Source organism: Kitasatospora sp. NPDC052896, from assembly GCF_044547075.1.
In the GTDB taxonomy this organism is placed as follows: Bacteria; Actinomycetota; Actinomycetes; order Streptomycetales; family Streptomycetaceae; genus Kitasatospora.
In genome coordinates, this window is record NZ_JBITZU010000007.1 from 341,552 (window position 1) to 357,652 (window position 16,101).

Sequence of the window (16,101 nt, forward strand, 5' to 3'; positions counted from 1 at the left end):
TGCTAGCCAGGTATTTCAACAGCAGCCAGGGGGAACATGTGGATGCATCAGTCATTGTAGTGGGGGCCGGCCCGGCTGGATTGATGCTGGCCGCCGAGCTGCGCCTGGGCGGCGTCGACGTGATCGTTCTGGAAAAGCATTCGCGGCGCACCGGTGAATCCCGTGGCCTGGGCTTCACCATTCGCACCATGGAGGTGTTCGACCAGCGTGGTCTGCTACCCCGTTTCGGAAATGCCGAGACCAGCGGCCAGGGTCATTTCGGCGGCGTGCCGGTAGATTTCCACGAATTGGACAGCAAGCACCTGGCGGCCAAGACCGTCCCCCAGTCGCGCACCGAGGAGGTGCTGGAGGCCTGGGCCGTGGAACTGGGCACCGACATCCGCCGCGGCCATGAGGTGCTCTCGCTGCACGACGACGGTGCGAGCGTCGAGGTCGAGGTCGCCGGGCCGGCCGGCGTGGTCCGGCTGCGGGCCGGCTACCTGGTCGGCTGCGACGGCGGGCGCAGTGTGGTGCGCAAGGCCGCGGGCTTCGACTTCCCCGGTACCGCGGCGAGCCGCGAGCTCTTCCTGGCCGACGTCCGCGGCCTGGACCTCGAACCGCGGATGATCGGCGAGACCGTGCCCGGCGGCATGGTGATGGTCGGACCCTTCGGTGACGGGATCCACCGGATCATCGTGGGCGAGCGCGACGCTCCGCCCCGCCGGCGCACCGAGCCGCCCGCCTACGCGGAGGTCGCCGCCGCCTGGCAGCGCCTGATCGGCACCGACATCTCGGACGGCGAACCGGTGTGGGTCAGCTCGTTCTCCGACGCGGCCCGCCAGGTGTCCGAGTACCGCCGCGGCCGGGTGCTGCTGGCCGGCGACGCCGCGCACATCCACCTGCCGGCCGGTGGTCAGGGCATGAACACCAGCGTCCAGGACTCGGTGAACCTGGGTTGGAAGCTCGCCGCCGTGGTGCGTGGGACCGCCCCGGCGGACCTGTTGGACACGTACCACGGTGAGCGCCACCCGGTGGGCCGGCGGCTGTTGATGAACACCCGGGCCCAAGGGCTGCTCATCCTCGGCGGCGACGAGGTCCAGCCGCTGCGCGACGTGCTCGGCGAGCTCCTCGGGTTCGACGGGGTCAACCGCCATCTGGCGGCCATGGTCAGCGGGTTGGAGATCCGCTACGAGGTCGGCCCGGGCGACCACCCGGTACTCGGCCGCCGGCTGCCGCCGCTCGACCTCGACACCGCGGCCGGCCCGATCTCGGCCGCCGAGCTGCTGCACCCGGCCCGCGGCGTGCTGCTCAACCTCACGGACGACCCGGCCCTGCGCGAGGCCGCCGAGCCCTGGTCGGACCGGGTCGACCTCCGCGTCGCCACGGTGCGCGGCCTCGCGGATGACGACCCGCTCAAGGCCACCACGGCCGTCCTGGTCCGCCCCGACGGACACGTCGCCTGGACCTCCGAAAGCCACCTGGAACTGCCCGCCGCCCTGCACCGCTGGTTCGGCCCCGCTCGCTAGAAGGCCCAGTTCGACCGAAGGAGAAGCTCTGTGCACAGCAACCTGATCGTCGCCCGAATGGACATCGGTTCCAGCAACGAGGTGGCCCGCCTGTTCGGTGCGTTCGACGAGACCGACATGCCGCACCGCATGGGCACCCGGCGCCGCCAGCTGTTCGCCTACCGCGGCCTGTACTTCCACCTCCAGGACTTCGACAGCGAGCACGGCGGCGAGCACATCGAGAAGGCCAAGGAGGATCCGCTCTTCGTGGGGATCAGCCAGGACCTCAAGCCGTACATCGAGGCCTACGACCCCAGCACCTGGCGCTCGCCCTCCGACGCCATGGCCACGCGCTTCTACCACTGGCAGGCGCCGCGATGACCGGACGTCGTGTCGTGATCACCGGGGTCGGCGTACTGGCCCCGGGCGGCATCGGAACGAAGAACTTCTGGGCGCTGCTCAGCGAGGGCCGGACGGCCACCCGCGGGATCACCTTCTTCGACCCCGCGCCCTTCCGCTCCCGGGTCGCCGCCGAGGTCGACTTCGACCCGTACGAGCACGGCCTGCGCCCACAGGAGATCCGCCGGATCGACCGCGCCGGCCAGTTCGCGGTGGTCGCCGCCCGCGAGGCGATGGCCGACAGCGGCCTCGAGCTGGACCAGCTGGACCCCTTCCGGACGGGCGTCACCATCGGCAGCGCGGTCGGCGCCACCACCGGTCTCGACGAGGAGTACCGGGTGGTGAGCGACAGCGGCCGGCTCGACCAGGTCGACCACCGCTACGCCCCCAAGCACCTCTACAACTTCTTCGTGCCCAGTTCCTTCGCCACCGAGGTCGCCTGGGCGGTGGGGGCCGAGGGACCGGTGACCGTGGTCTCCACCGGATGCACCTCCGGCCTGGACTCGGTCGGGCACGCGGTCGAGCTGATCCGTGACGGATCGGCCGACGTGATGATCGCCGGTGCGAGCGACGCGCCGATCTCGCCGATCACGATGGCCTGCTTCGACGCGATCAAGGCGACCACTCCGCGCAACGACGACCCCGAGCACGCCTCACGGCCCTTCGACGCCACCCGCAACGGGTTCGTCCTCGGCGAGGGGGCGGCCGTCTTCGTCCTGGAGACGTTGGAGCACGCGTGGCAGCGTGGTGCCACGATCTACGCCGAGATCGCCGGCTTCGCCACCCGCTGCAACGCCTTCCACATGACCGGGCTGCGCCCCGACGGCCGCGAGATGGCCGAGGCGATCCGTACCGCGCTGGACGAGGCCAGGCTCGATGCCGCGGACATCGACTACATCAACGCCCACGGCTCGGGCACCGTGCAGAACGACCGGCACGAGACCGCGGCTTTCAAGCGGAGCCTGGGCGAGCACGCCCGCCGGGTGCCGGTGAGCTCCATCAAGTCGATGGTCGGCCACTCGCTGGGCGCGATCGGCTCGATCGAGATCGCCGCCTCGGTCCTGGCGATCCGCAACAACGTCGTACCGCCGACCGCGAACCTGCACACCCCTGACCCCGAGTGCGACCTGGACTACGTGCCGATCACCGCCCGGGACTGGCGCACTGACACGGTGCTGACCGTGGGCAGCGGGTTCGGTGGGTTCCAGAGCGCGATGGTGCTGACCGATCCCGACAGGAGCAGGGCATGAGTGACGCATCCGTCGTGGTCACCGGACTGGGTGTGACCTCTCCCAACGGGCTGGGCGCCGAGGAGTACTGGGCCGCCACCCGGGAGGGCCGCAGCGGCATCGGCCGGATCACCGCCTTCGACCCGAGCGACTACCCGGCCAAACTGGCCGGCCAGATCGACGGATTCGTCGCGGCCGACCACCTGCCCAGCCGGCTGCTGCCGCAGACCGACCGGATGACCCAGCTCGCGCTCGCGGCCGCCGACTGGGCGCTCAGCGACGCCGGCGTGGATCCGCAGGCCCTGCCCGCCTACGACATGGGTGTGGTGACGGCCAGTTCCTCCGGCGGCTTCGAGTTCGGTCAGAAGGAACTGCAGAACCTGTGGGCCCGGGGCAGCCGGCACGTCAGCGCGTACCAGTCCTTCGCCTGGTTCTACGCGGTCAACACCGGGCAGATCTCCATCCGGCACGGCATGCAGGGCCCCAGTGGCGTCCTGGTCAGCGACCAGGCCGGCGGCCTCGACGCCATCTCGGTGGCCCGGCGGCAGATCCGCAAGGGCAGCCGGCTGATCGTCACCGGCGGCGTCGACGCCTCGATCTGCCCGTGGGGCTGGGTGGCGCAGCTCGCCAGCGAGCGCCTGAGCACCAGCGAGGACGCCGAGCGGGCCTACCTCCCGTTCGATGCCGCCGCCGCCGGCCACGTGCCGGGCGAAGGGGGCGCGCTGCTCGTCCTGGAGGCCGCCGACGCGGCACGCGAGCGCGGCGCGGAGGTCTACGGCGAGATCGTCGGATACGCCGCCGCCTTCGACCCGCGGCCCGGCAGCGGACGCGAGCCCGGGCTTCGCCGTGCGATCGAACTCGCCCTGGCTGACGCTGAGGTGAGATCGGACCAGATAGACGTCGTGTTCGCTGACGCGGCCGCCCTGCCCGCCCTGGACCGGATCGAGGCCGAGGCGATCACCGCGGTTTTCGGCCCGCACGGCGTGCCGGTCACCGCGCCCAAGACGATGACCGGACGGCTGTACTCGGGGGCGGCTCCGCTGGATGTGGCCTGCGCCCTGCTGGCTCTACGCGACGGCGTGATCCCGCCGACCACCGGCACCTCCCCCGACTCCGGCTACCGGATCGACCTGGTGACCGGCAGCCCGCGCGAGGCGCGGCTACGCACGGCACTCGTGCTGGCCCGCGGCTACGGCGGCTTCAACTCGGCACTGGTCGTGCGCACGGCGCGCTGACCCGTCCACCACCAACCCAAGCACGCGACATCCAAGGAGCGAGATGACTGCCCGGGAATTCACCCTGGAAGACCTCAAGCGGATCCTGCGCGAGGCGGCCGGCACCGAAGAGGGCGTCGACCTCGAAGGCGAGATCCTCGACACCGAACTGGCTGCGCTCGGCTACGAGTCCCTCGCACTGCTGGAGACCGCCGGCCGGATCGAGCGCGAGTACGACATCACCCTGGACGACTCGGTGGTGAGCGACGCCACGACCCCCCGAGCGCTGCTCGAGCTGGTGAACGCGCAGCTGCCGGCCGCCACGGCGGCCTGAGGCCAACGCCGCACCAGCCCCCGCGCCGCATCCGGGTCCCCGGGCCCGGCGCACCCACCACATCAGCCAACGCACCACCCAGGAGGGAACATGCCGGACCGCGGACAGCTGGTGGCTCTGGTCACCGGAGCCACCAGCGGAATCGGACTCGCGGTGACGCGCACCCTGGCCGCCCAGGGACACGCGGTGTTCATCTGCGCGCGCAGTGCCGACAACGTGGCCCGCACGGTCGAGGAGCTGCGGGCCGAGGGCCTGACCGTCGACGGCGCGGCCTGCGACATCCGCGACCCACAGGACGTCCGTGCCCTCGTACGGGCGGCGGTGGACCGACTGGGCACCATCGACGTGCTGGTCAACAACGCCGGCCGCAGTGGCGGTGGAGTCACCGCGGACATCGACGACGACCTGTGGCTGGACGTCATCGCGACCAACCTCACCAGCGTCTTCATGATGACCCGTGAGGTGCTCAACACCGGCGGCATGCGGGCCAAGGACCGCGGCCGGATCATCAACGTCGCCTCCACCGCGGGCAAGCAGGGCGTGGTGCTGGGCGCACCCTACTCGGCCTCCAAGCACGGTGTGGTTGGCTTCACCAAAGCGCTCGGCAACGAGCTGGCCCCCACCGGGATCACCGTCAACGCGGTCTGCCCCGGCTATGTGGAGACCCCGATGGCGCAGCGGGTCCGCCAGGGCTACGCCGCCGCCTACGCCACCACCGAGGGCGCGATTCTGGAGAAGTTCCAGGCGAAGATCCCGCTCGGCCGCTACTCGACCCCCGAGGAGGTGGCCGGTCTGGTCGGCTACCTGGCCTCGGACACCGCTGCCTCGATCACCTCCCAGGCGCTCAACGTCTGCGGCGGCCTCGGCAACTTCTGACCGGCAGTCCGCCGCGATCGACCGAAGGAGAACAGGAATGCCCCAGGCTCACCACGAGGTCGAGCACGAGATCACGGTCGGCGCGCCCGCCGAGGCCGTCTACCGCCTGATCGCCGATGTCGGGAACTGGCCCCGGATCTTCCCGCCCACCGTCCACGCCGACCACGTGGAGCGCGCCCAGGACCACGAGCGGATCCGGATCTGGGCCACCGCCAACGGCGCGGTCAAGAGCTGGACCTCGCGCCGCACGCTGGACTCGCAGGCGCTGCGGATCGAGTTCCGCCAGGAGGTCTCCGCTCCCCCGGTCGCCGCGATGGGCGGCGTCTGGATCGTCGAGCCGCGGTCCGCGACCGAGTCCCGCGTCCGGTTGCTGCACGACTACCGCGCGATCGACGACGACCCGCAGTCGTTGGCCTGGATCGACGAGGCGGTGGACCGCAACAGCCGCTCCGAACTCGCCGCCCTCAAGCGCAACGTCGAACTCGCCACCACCGCGGACGACCTGCTGTTCTCGTTCGAGGACACCGTGCAGGTCGAGGGCTCGGCCAAGGACGTCTACGACTTCCTCAACGAGGCCCAGCTGTGGTCCGAGCGACTGCCGCACGTGGCGACGGTCCGGCTCACCGAGGACACCCCCGGTGTGCAGACCCTGCGGATGGACACACGAACGGTGGACGGCCACACGCACACCACCGAGTCGATCCGGGTGTGCTTCCCGGACGAGCTGATCGTCTACAAGCAGACCACTCTGCCGTCGCTGATGAGCCTGCACACCGGGCAGTGGCGGCTGGCGCCGAACGCGGACGGGGTGGCCGTCACCTCCCAGCACACGGTGATCGTCAACCCGGAGAACATCGCCGCCGTCCTCGGTGACGCCGCCGGGGTCGAGCAGGCCCGCACGCACATCCGGACCGCGCTCAGTGCCAACAGCCGTGCCACCCTGGGGTACGCCAAGTCCTACGCCGAGGGCCGGCGCTGACCATGGACACCCAGGTGATCGTGGTGGGTGCGGGCCCGGTCGGGCTCCTGCTCGCCGCGGAGCTGCGGCTCGGTGGCGTGGAGACGGTCGTGCTGGAGCGGTTGGCCGCCCCGGCGACCGCCTCCCGGGCATCGACCCTGCACGCGCGCACCATGGAGTTCTTCGACCAGCGCGGTCTGCTGGCCGAGTTGGGCACACCCCCCAACGACGGTGCGGGCCACTTCGGCGGCCTGCCGCTGGACCTGGGTGGGCTGGACACCCGTCATCCGGGCCAGTGGAAGGTGCTCCAGGCCCGCACCGAGGAGCTGCTGGCGGCCCGGGCCACCGCCCTGGGCGCCCGGATCCGGCGCAGCCACCGGGTCACCGGGCTGCGCGCTGGCCCCGACCACGTCGAGGTGGCGGCGCAGGGCCCGGCCGGACCGCTGCGACTGCGGGCGGGCTACCTGGTCGGATGTGACGGCGAGGACAGCACGGTGCGGCAGCTGGCCGGCATCGGGTTCCTCGGTGCCGCGGCCGGCAAGGAGCTGCTGCGCGCCGATGTCGACGGCATCGACATCCCGGGCCGGCGCTTCGAACGCTTCCCCACCGGGATGGCCGTCGCCGCCCGCCGTCCGGACGGCGTCACGCGGGTCATGGTGCACGAGTTCGCGGTCCGGCCGGTCCCGCGCACCGGGCCGCCCGAGTTCGCCGAGGTGGCCGCCGCCTGGGCGCGGGTCACCGGTGAGGACATCGGCCAGGGCACCCCGCTGTGGGTCAACGCCTTCGGCAACGCCTGCCGGCAGGCCGCCCGCTACCGCCAGGGCCGCGTCCTGCTGGCCGGGGACGCCGCCCACCAGCAGATGCCGGTCGGCGGGCAGGCACTGAACCTGGGGCTGCAGGACGCCGCCAATCTCGGTTGGAAGCTGGCCGCCCAGGTCCGCGGCTGGGCGCCGGCCGAGCTGCTCGACACCTACCACGACGAGCGGCACCCGGTCGCCAGGCGGGTGCTGACGGGCATCACCGCCCAGTCCCAGCTGCTGCTCGGCGGCGCGGAGGTGGACAGTCTGCGCGCCGTGTTCGCCGAACTGCTCACCCTAGACGGCGTGGCGCAGCACCTGGCCAGCGGCATCGCCGGCCTGGACATCCGCTATCCGGTCGGTCCGGGCGCCCATCCGCTACTGGGTGCCCGCCTGCCCGCGTTCGAGCTGACGATCGGCCGGCACCGCACGGACGTCCTGCGGTTGCTGCGGGCCGGCCGCGGTCTGCTGCTCACACTCAGGGGCGACGAGGCCCACGCCGCCCAGCTGGCCGCCGAACTGGCGCCCTGGGCCGAGCGGGTGGACCTGGCGGCGGGCCGCCCCGGCAGCGGGACCGCCCTGGCGGGCCACGACCTGCTGGTCCGCCCGGACGGGCACGTGGTCTGGGCCGACGAGCGGGACGACCTACGGCCCGCGCTGCGCCGGTGGTTCGGCGCGCCCGGTCACTGACACCCCAGCACACCCACGAGAAGAGGACCATCATGCCCAACCTCACCGACAAGACGGCTCTGGTCACCGGCGCGAGCCGCGGCATCGGCCAGGCGATCGCCGAACGGCTGGCCCGGGCCGGTGCGCTGGTCGCCGTGCACTACGGAACCAGCGCCGAAGCCGCCGAGCGGGTGGTCGCCGGTATCCGGGCCGAGGGCGGCCGCGCCTTCGCCGTGCGGGCCGAGCTGGGCCCGTCCGAGGGGGTCGACACCCTCTTCGCGGGCCTGGAGGCCCAGCTCGAGGAGCACACCGGCAGCAGCCGGCTGGACATCCTGGTGAACAACGCCGGCCTGATGGGCACCGCCCAGCCGGAGGAGATCACCGGCGAGTGGTTCGACCGGATGATGGCGGTCAACGCCAAGGCACCGCTCTTCGTCATCCAGCGGGCGCTGAGCCTGATCCCCGACCATGGCCGCATCATCAACATCTCCTCCGGCCTCACCCGGTTCGCCGCCCCCGAGCAGGTGACCTACGCGATGACCAAGGGCGCGCTGGAGCAGATCACCCTGCACTTCGCCCGGCACCTGGGCAAGCGCCGGATCACCGTCAACACGGTGGCACCCGGCAGCACCGACAACGGCAGCGCGCTGTTCCGGATCCCGGAGGTCCGGGAAGCCATGTCGCAGCTCAGTGCCTTCGGGGAGGTCGCGGACCCGTCGGCGATCGCCGATGTGGTGGCCTTCCTGGCCTCCTCGGACGCCCGCTGGATCACCGGCGCCTTCGTCGACAGCAGCGGCGGCACACTGCTCGGCTGAGCCGCCCGGTCAGCCGCTCCCGAAAGACATCTCACGTGCCTAACGAGTCAGGCCGCGACGGCCAGATCAGTTGATGAGGAGGTGAAGGCGTGGTCTTCATCGAAGAGTTGCCTGGTCTGCAGGCAGTGGTAGAGCTGGCCGATCACGCGGTTGAGCAGACGCCGCTGGGCCTGGGCATGCCAGTCGCCGCGCTCGCGCCTTCGCCGGTAGTGGGCGTCGGCGCCGGGCGAGGCCCTGAGCGCGGAGAAGGCCCAGCGGAAGCCCGCCGTGATGAGCCGGTTGTTCTTGATGAACCGACGTCCGACGTGGCGTTTCTTGCCGGAGGCGCGGGTGATCGGCGCCGAGCCGGCGTAGGCCTTCAGCGCGCGGGCGTCAGCGAAGCTGCTGCGGTCGTCCCCGATCGCCGCGAGCACCCGGGCGCCGAGCTGGACCCCGATGCCGGGGAAGCTCAGGATGATCTCAGCGTCCGGGTGCCGGCGAAAGCTGGCCTCCACCGCCTCGGCGAGCTCGTCGGCGGAGAGGCAAGCGGCATCCAACTGTCGCATCAGAGAAGTGAGTTGGTGCCCCATCGTGTCCTCAACGGTGGACGGCCGCCGGGCGCATTCCCCGCGGAAGACCTGCCGCAGACGTTCGACCTCGGTGTCGATGCCCCGCTGTCGGCCAGCCCGCTTGAGTGCCGCCCGCAGCTGGGGCAGGGACAGCTGGGCGGCCCTGGCCGGGGTCGGGGCGGCTGCCAGGACAGCGCGGGCCTCCGCACGGGCCAGGCCGAACTGCTTGCCGAGGAAGGCTTCCAGGGCGGCCGGGTAGTACTCGCGCAGCAGCGAGCGGACCTGGTTGACGAGCTGCTGCCTGTTCCAGACGGCGTCCTGCTGAGCGCGGGCGAGGACGGCGATGGCGCGGGCCTGGTCTGTGTCGGAGGGCAGCGGTCGGTGGGCGTGCATGTCGGTGCGCAGGATGTTCGCCAGGACCAGGGCGTCGCCTGGGGCGGACTTCTTGCGGGAGACGGCGTGCCGGTCGCGGTAGCGGGCGGCGGCCAGCGAGTTGACCGCGCAGAGGGGCCGTTTGCCGGTGCGCAGGGCTGCCACGAGCAGGCCCCGGCTGGTCTCGATGGCCACGGGTATCAGCTGCTCGGGGCTGTCACCGTGTTCGGCGAGCAGGTCCAGCAGCAGCCGGTAGCCGGCTGCGTCGTCGCTGATGCGTCGCTTGGCCAGGAGCTGTCCGGTCACGTCGATCAGGGCCGCGTCGTGGTGACTCTCGGCCCAGTCGATCCCGCAGAACACGGTCACGCTGCCCTCCGTTCGGTTGTCGTTTGCGCAGGTGGTGAGCCTGATTGGGCCACGCGGCGGCCCAATTCCAGGACTCGATCGGTCCGCCGTCTCACAAGCCGTTCGCGGCACCAGTGGACCGCGGGGGTCTCCATCTCGTTCAGAGCTCGAAGGCTCGGGACTGGAGCAGAGATCGCCCCCGCGGAGGGCTCGCACCACGACGATCAACGTCCGGCCGGGCCGGACGGGTTTCGCGGCGGCCCAAGGACGCCGGGCGCCACCGGTCTTTCGTGAGGCCTCACCGGGCCGGGACACATGAGGAGTCAGCCCGACGCCCACGCGACCACCGCGAACCCCGTCCCGGATGGAACAGCCGCCCTCACCCAGGCCTGGAAACCCTGACGAGAGCCGGCCCCATCCGGCGGCAAGTCCACCGGCCCACCCGGGGCTGGCTGGAATCACTACTCACGAATGAGGACCCTCACCCGTGTTCGGCCAACTCACCGCCACCCTGATCAAGTGCACCGACTTCGAGGCGATGCGCGCCTTCTACCGTGACCGGCTCGGCCTGCCCACCGTGAAGGAGGGCGAGAACTGGATCGTGCTCGACACCGGCGAGGGCCGCGAGCTCGTGCTGGGCGGAGACACCGGCGGGGACACCATGGCGCTCGCCTTCACCGGGGCGGACCTGCCCCGGGCCCGGGAGGCGCTGGCCCCGGCCGGCCCCAGCGAGATCGAGCAGCACGACACCATGCACCGCTTCTTCGTCCGGGACCCCGACGGGAACACCGTTCTGATCATCGACTGATCCCGACAACTCACCCTGATTCCTGGAGAGTTCGTGAAGATAATGTTCATCGCCAGCGGCAGCCCTGCGACGGTGTTCGCGCTGGCCCCGCTGGCCACCGCCGCCCGTAACGCGGGTCACCAGGTATTCATGGGCGCGCTGGAGGACATGGTCCCGTACATCGCGGGCGCCGGCCTGCCCGGTGTCTCGGTAGCGCCGGCATCGGTACGCCGCTTCGCCACCATGGACCGCGCCGGCAATCCGGTGGAGCTGCCCCGCACACCGTTGGAGGAGCTGGACTTCGCCGGCCGCTGGTTCGGCCGGATGGCCGCCGCGAGCATGCCGGCGCTGCTGGAGCTGGCCGAGCACTGGCGCCCGGACGTGGTGGTCGGCGGCTCGATGTCCTTCGCGGCCGCGCTGCTCGCCGCCCGGCTCGGCGTACCCTACGTCCGACAGGCCTGGGACACCGGCGACGCCTGGCGCACCGACCCTTCCGCCAGCATCGAACTCCAGCCGGAGCTAGCCGAGTTGGGCCTGGGTCAGCTACCCGAGCCGGACCTGTTCATCGACATCTGCCCGCCGGGCCTGCGCCCCTGCGACGCACCGCCGGCCCAGCTGATGCGGTGGGTCCCGGCCAACGGGCAGCGCCCGCTGGAGCGTTGGATGTACACCCGCGGCGAGCGGCCCCGGGTGGTCATCACCTCCGGCAGCCGGCTGGTGTTCGCGCAGAGGACCGACTTCCTGCGCAACCTGGTTGCCGACCTCGCTCCGCTGGACGTGGAGATCGTGATCGCCACCCTGGACGAGGTCGCCGAGGAGCTGCGCGCGCAGCTGCCCGGCGTACGCACCGGCTGGGTGCCGCTCGACGTCGTCGTGCCCACCAGCGACCTGGTCATCCACCACAGCGGCGGGGTCACCGCGCTGACCGCGATGAACGCCGGGGTCCCGCAGCTGGTCGTCCCGCAGGGCGGCAACTTCATCGAGGCCGCGCAGCGGATCGCCGACTTCGGCGCCGCGATCACCCTTGCGCCCGGTCAGGAAGACCCCGAGGACGTGCGGAAGGCCGCTCAGGAGCTGCTCACCGAACCGTCCTACCGCGAGCGCTCCGGCGAGCTGGCGCGGCAGATCGCCGCCATGTCCTCGGCCGCCGAGGTCGTCGGCGCGCTCGAGCGGCTGACCGCCCGCTGACCACATCCACAGTTCACAATCCGTAATCCCGTCGAGTCCTGGAGACAACCATGCAGCAGAACACCCCGATCCGAATCGTGCTGGCCATGCCGGGGGTGGGCGGCGAGGCACCGACACCGCTGGTCCAGGCGCTGAGCGAGGCCGGCATCGAGACCTTCACCGGACCGCTGGACACCATCGAGCAGGTGGTGGAGACCGCGATCGACAAGAACGCCGACGCGATCTGTCTCTCCAGCGTGCAGGGTGAGCACAACACGCTGTTCGCGCGGCTCTTCGAGATGCTCCAGCAGCGGGCAACCCGGGAGATCACCGTGTTCGGCGGCGGCATCATCCCGGTGTCGGACATGGCGGAGCTCAAGAAGCTCGGCGTCGCGGAGGTCTTCTCCCCCGGGACGTCCCTGCCGGCCGTGGCCCGCTGGGTCAAGGAGAACGTCCGGCAGGCCGCGGACGCCCGGTAACAGCCAACTCGTGTGGTGGGCCGTACCCCCCTCGGCCCACCACGCGCCACCACCCCACCCCGGCAGGAGAGTCAGATGCGCGTCCTCTTGATCACCACACCGGTGTCCACCCACCTCACTCCCCTCGTCCCGCTGGCCTGGGCTCTCCGGGCGGCCGGCCACGAGCTGATCGTCGCCGGCCGCTCGGACGTGATGACGGCCGCGAGCTCGGCGGGCCTGAACGCCGTCGAGCTCGGCGGCCCGATGAACATCGACGAGCTGCTCGCCAAACGGCTGGCCCCGGGCCGGCGGCCGCTGGAGTCCTGGGGGCGGCCGGAGCTGGAGCAGCTGTCCAACATCGGACGGCTGTGGATGCCGCAGACCCTCGAAGCGCTACCGCGGTACCTGGAGCTGGCCCGGCGGTTCGGCCCCGACCTGATCATCGGCGATACGCTGGAGTACCTCTCGCTGCTGCTCGGCGAGGAGCTCGCAGTGCCGGTGGTCCACCACCGCTGGGGTGTCGACCCGGTCTCCGGCCAGGCGCGCGCCGCCGGCCGGGACGGCCTGCGGGAGGCCTACGAGCGCCTCGGTCTGACCGACCTGCCGGACCCGACCCTGCTGCTCGACCCATGCCCACCCGGCCTCCAGCTGCCGGGCATCGCGCCGGGCGCCCCGATCCGCCACGTGCCGTTCAACGGCAACGGCACGCTGCCCGGCTGGCTGAACGCCGACCGTGGCGGCGCGACCGAGTCCGCCCGGGTGGCGGTCACGTTGGGCGGGCGCACCATCGAGTACAACGGCGCGGGCCTGTTCCGCCACCTCATCGAAGCCTTCGACCGGATGCCGGACGTGGAGGCGGTGGTGACGGTGCAGCAGAAGCACCACGCCGCGCTGGGTCCGCTCCCCGCCAACGTGCGGCTGGTGGAGCCGGTCCCGCTGAACCTGCTGCTCGACTCCTGCTCGGCGGTGATCCACCACGGCGGCGCGGGGACGGCGATGACGACGACCTCGTTCGGCCTGCCGCAGCTCGTGCTGCCCCAGCTGGCTGACCAGTTCTGGTTCGGCGAGCGAGTGGCCGAGGTCGGTGCCGGCCTCGCCCTCGACGACCCGGCCGAGCAGGACGATCCCGCCCGGGTGCGCGAGGCCGTGCGGGAACTGCTCGCCGAACCGCACTACGGCAAGGCGGCCGGTGAGCTGCGGGCCGAGATGGCGGCCATGCCCTCCCCCGCCCGCGTGGTCCGCGACCTCGAGGAGCTCACCCGATGACCAGTAACCTCAGGAGGAACCCGCCCATGGGCCCCAGCCCCGCCCAGCTGCACCCCCGCGAGGACGCCGCCCTGGCCGACCGGCTCGCCCGCTCCGCCGCCGCCCGCGGCGCGCACCTGGCCACTGAGGACTTCGCCGACTGGCTCGCCTCCCGCGGCCGGGCGCACCGGTTCCAGGTCGACCGGATCCCGTTCGCCGAGCTGGCCGGCTGGTCCTTCGACGAGGCCACCGGGAACCTGGCGCACCACAGCGGGCGCTTCTTCAGCGTCGAGGGCCTGCGCGTCACGGTCGGCGACGGGCCGGTCAGGCACTGGCAGCAGCCCATCATCAAGCAGCCCGAGGTGGGCATCCTGGGCATCCTGGTCAAGGAGTTCGACGGGGTGCTGCACCTGCTGATGCAGGCCAAGATGGAGCCTGGCAACCCCAATCTGCTGCAGCTGTCACCGACCGTGCAGGCCACCCGCAGCAACTACACGAAGGTGCACAAGGGCGCCGACGTGAAGTACATCGAGTACTTCACCGACCCTGCCCGCGGCCGCGTGCTGGCCGACGTGCTGCAGTCCGAGCACGGCTCGTGGTTCTTCCACAAGTCCAACCGCAACATGGTGGTCGAGGCGGTCGGCGAGGTCCCCGAACACGAGGACTTCTGCTGGCTGACGCTCGGCCAGGTGAACGAGCTGCTGCACCGCGACAACGTGGTCAACATGGACTCGCGCACCGTGCTGTCCTGCTTCCCGGTGGCGGACCCGCAGCTGCGGGCGCTGTCCTCGGACACCGAGGTGCTGTCCTGGTTCACCGCCGAGCGTTCCCGCCACGAGGTGTCGGCGGAGCGGGTCCCGCTGACCTCGGTGCAGGGCTGGCGGCGCGGTGAGTGGTCCATCGACCACGAGGACGGCCGCTACTTCCGCACCGTGGCGGTCCGGGTCCAGGCTGGCAGCCGGGAGGTCGCCGGCTGGACCCAGCCGCTGTTCGAGCCGGTCGGGCGCGGGGTGACCGCATTCCTGACCCGGACCGTCGACGGCGTGCGGCACGTACTGGTCCACGCGCGGGTCGAGGGCGGCTTCCTCGACACGGTCGAGCTCGGTCCCACGGTCCAGGCGACCGAGGGCAACCACGCGCACCTTCCGACCGAGGACCGCCCGCCCTTCCTGGACGCGGTGCTCGCTGCCGAGCCGGAACGGATCCACTACCAGGCCGTCCACTCGGAGGAGGGCGGCCGTTTCCTGAACGCCGAGAGCCGCTACCTGATCGTCGAGGCGGACGAGCGGACCGCCGCGCAGCAGCCGCCAGAGGGCTTTCGCTGGGTCACCCCCGGCCAGCTCACCTCGCTGGTCCGTCACGGCCATTACGTCAACGTGCAGGCCCGCACCCTGCTGGCCTGCCTCAACGCCACGGCGGTAGCGGTCCGATGAGTCCGTTGCGCCTGGGGGTCATGGGTTGCGCCGGGATCGCCCGCCGCCGGATGCTGCCCGCGATGGCCGCCGACGACGGGATCGAGCTCGTCGCGGTGGCCAGCCGGGACGGCCGCACGGCCGCCGAGACGGCCCGGCCGTACGGCTGCCGAGCGGTCACCGGTTATGCCGAACTGCTCGGCCTGGCCGAGGTCGAGGCGGTCTACGTCCCGCTGCCCGCCGCGCTGCACGCCGAGTGGGTGACGGCGGCGTTGGCCGCCGGGAAGCACGTGCTGGCCGAGAAGCCGCTCACCACCGCCGCCGACCGGACCCGCCGGCTGGTCGAGTCGGCCGAACGGCGCGGGCTGGTACTGATGGAGAACGTGATGTTCGTCCACCACCCCCAGCACGAGGCCGTCCGGCAGCTGGTGGCCGACGGCGCCATCGGTGAACTGCGCTCGTTCCAGGCGGCGTTCACCATCCCCGCGCTGCCGGCGGACGACATCCGGCACCGCCCCGAGCTGGGCGGCGGCGCGCTGTGGGACGTCGGCGTCTACCCGTTGCGGGCGGCCCTGCACTTCCTGGGGGACGGGCTGCGGGTGGTCGGTGCCACTCTGGAGACCGTTGCGGACCGGCAGGTGGAGACCGGCGGCGCCGCGCTGCTGCGGACACCCGAAGGCGTCACCGCGCAGCTGGAGTTCGGCATGGAACACGCCTACCGGTCCAGCTACGAACTGGTCGGCGGTACCGGCCGGATCAGCGTGGAACGCGCCTTCACCCCGCCCGCCGAGCACCGGCCGGTGCTCCGGCTGACCCGGTCCGCGGGCACCGAGGAGATCGAACTGCCGGCCGCGGACCAGGTCGCGCGCACCCTGGCGGCGTTCACCGCGGCGGTGCGCAGCGGCGCCGGCCCGGCGGCCGGGGACTGCCTGGCACAGGCGGGCCTGCTGGACGCGGTGCGCCGCTCGGCGGCCCGCTGAAGCCTTCGCCGG

Annotated in this window: 16 protein-coding genes; 15 read left to right on the forward strand and 1 reads right to left on the reverse strand. The window is 71.8% G+C overall.

The genetic code is table 11. The features are described 5' to 3' along the window. Nucleotides 1–38: 38 nt before the first annotated feature. The 9 genes from ACIGXM_RS17900 to ACIGXM_RS17940 all read left to right on the forward strand — a co-directional run bounded on the left by ACIGXM_RS17900 (nucleotide 39) and on the right by ACIGXM_RS17940 (nucleotide 8,775). Nucleotides 39–1,505 carry an FAD-dependent monooxygenase gene (locus ACIGXM_RS17900; RefSeq protein WP_396561853.1) on the forward strand — a complete coding sequence of 489 codons (1,467 nt, stop codon included), beginning with the start codon at nucleotides 39–41 and terminating at the stop codon, nucleotides 1,503–1,505. A gap of 30 nt (nucleotides 1,506–1,535) precedes the next feature. Continuing rightward, nucleotides 1,536–1,865, forward strand: coding sequence for a TcmI family type II polyketide cyclase (locus ACIGXM_RS17905; protein ID WP_396561855.1), 330 nt, complete (start codon nucleotides 1,536–1,538; stop codon nucleotides 1,863–1,865). Next, nucleotides 1,862–3,133: a beta-ketoacyl-[acyl-carrier-protein] synthase family protein gene (locus ACIGXM_RS17910; protein WP_396561857.1), complete on the forward strand. Its 1,272-nt coding sequence runs from the start codon at nucleotides 1,862–1,864 to the stop codon at nucleotides 3,131–3,133. The genes ACIGXM_RS17905 and ACIGXM_RS17910 overlap by 4 nt, the downstream gene beginning before the upstream one ends. After that, the gene (locus tag ACIGXM_RS17915; protein ID WP_396561859.1) at nucleotides 3,130–4,347 is read left to right on the forward strand and encodes a ketosynthase chain-length factor; all 1,218 of its coding nucleotides are present in this window, start codon (nucleotides 3,130–3,132) and stop codon (nucleotides 4,345–4,347) included. The genes ACIGXM_RS17910 and ACIGXM_RS17915 overlap by 4 nt, the downstream gene beginning before the upstream one ends. Nucleotides 4,348–4,390: 43 nt before the next feature. Continuing rightward, nucleotides 4,391–4,660 (forward strand): acyl carrier protein, encoded by a 270-nt coding sequence (locus ACIGXM_RS17920; RefSeq protein WP_396561861.1) that lies wholly within the window; start codon nucleotides 4,391–4,393, stop codon nucleotides 4,658–4,660. 90 nt (nucleotides 4,661–4,750) lie between these two features. Continuing rightward, nucleotides 4,751–5,536 (forward strand): 3-oxoacyl-ACP reductase FabG, encoded by a 786-nt coding sequence (gene fabG, locus ACIGXM_RS17925; protein ID WP_396561863.1) that lies wholly within the window; start codon nucleotides 4,751–4,753, stop codon nucleotides 5,534–5,536. Nucleotides 5,537–5,573: 37 nt separating this feature from the next. Beyond that, nucleotides 5,574–6,515, forward strand: coding sequence for an aromatase/cyclase (locus ACIGXM_RS17930; protein WP_396561865.1), 942 nt, complete (start codon nucleotides 5,574–5,576; stop codon nucleotides 6,513–6,515). A gap of 2 nt (nucleotides 6,516–6,517) precedes the next feature. Further along, on the forward strand, nucleotides 6,518–7,981 hold the full coding sequence (locus ACIGXM_RS17935) for an FAD-dependent monooxygenase (RefSeq protein ID WP_396561867.1): 1,464 nt from the start codon (nucleotides 6,518–6,520) through the stop codon (nucleotides 7,979–7,981). Between the two features lie 32 nt (nucleotides 7,982–8,013). After that, entirely contained in the window at nucleotides 8,014–8,775 is a 762-nt protein-coding gene (locus tag ACIGXM_RS17940) for an SDR family oxidoreductase (RefSeq protein WP_396561869.1), read from the forward strand. Between the two features lie 47 nt (nucleotides 8,776–8,822). Here ACIGXM_RS17940 and ACIGXM_RS17945 read toward each other — a convergent pair whose 3' ends face one another. Continuing rightward, on the reverse strand, nucleotides 8,823–10,106 hold the full coding sequence (locus tag ACIGXM_RS17945; protein ID WP_396561968.1) for an IS110 family transposase: 1,284 nt from the start codon (nucleotides 10,104–10,106) through the stop codon (nucleotides 8,823–8,825). A 421-nt stretch (nucleotides 10,107–10,527) separates the two neighbouring features. Between ACIGXM_RS17945 and ACIGXM_RS17950 the strand changes: the two genes are divergently transcribed. The 6 genes from ACIGXM_RS17950 (at nucleotide 10,528) to ACIGXM_RS17975 (ending at nucleotide 16,089) form a co-directional block, all read left to right on the forward strand. Further along, nucleotides 10,528–10,848: a VOC family protein gene (locus ACIGXM_RS17950; RefSeq protein WP_396561870.1), complete on the forward strand. Its 321-nt coding sequence runs from the start codon at nucleotides 10,528–10,530 to the stop codon at nucleotides 10,846–10,848. 42 nt (nucleotides 10,849–10,890) lie between these two features. Then, nucleotides 10,891–12,015 carry a glycosyltransferase gene (locus ACIGXM_RS17955; RefSeq protein WP_396561970.1) on the forward strand — a complete coding sequence of 375 codons (1,125 nt, stop codon included), beginning with the start codon at nucleotides 10,891–10,893 and terminating at the stop codon, nucleotides 12,013–12,015. A gap of 50 nt (nucleotides 12,016–12,065) precedes the next feature. Further along, nucleotides 12,066–12,473: a cobalamin B12-binding domain-containing protein gene (locus ACIGXM_RS17960; protein WP_396561872.1), complete on the forward strand. Its 408-nt coding sequence runs from the start codon at nucleotides 12,066–12,068 to the stop codon at nucleotides 12,471–12,473. Nucleotides 12,474–12,548: 75 nt separating this feature from the next. Then, nucleotides 12,549–13,718, forward strand: coding sequence for a nucleotide disphospho-sugar-binding domain-containing protein (locus ACIGXM_RS17965; protein WP_396561874.1), 1,170 nt, complete (start codon nucleotides 12,549–12,551; stop codon nucleotides 13,716–13,718). Continuing rightward, on the forward strand, nucleotides 13,715–15,130 hold the full coding sequence (locus tag ACIGXM_RS17970; protein WP_396561875.1) for an NDP-hexose 2,3-dehydratase family protein: 1,416 nt from the start codon (nucleotides 13,715–13,717) through the stop codon (nucleotides 15,128–15,130). The genes ACIGXM_RS17965 and ACIGXM_RS17970 overlap by 4 nt, the downstream gene beginning before the upstream one ends. Beyond that, nucleotides 15,127–16,089, forward strand: a complete 963-nt coding sequence (locus ACIGXM_RS17975; protein ID WP_396561877.1) for a Gfo/Idh/MocA family protein — start codon at nucleotides 15,127–15,129, stop codon at nucleotides 16,087–16,089. Before ACIGXM_RS17970 ends, ACIGXM_RS17975 begins: the two co-directional genes overlap by 4 nt. Nucleotides 16,090–16,101: the final 12 nt, after the last annotated feature.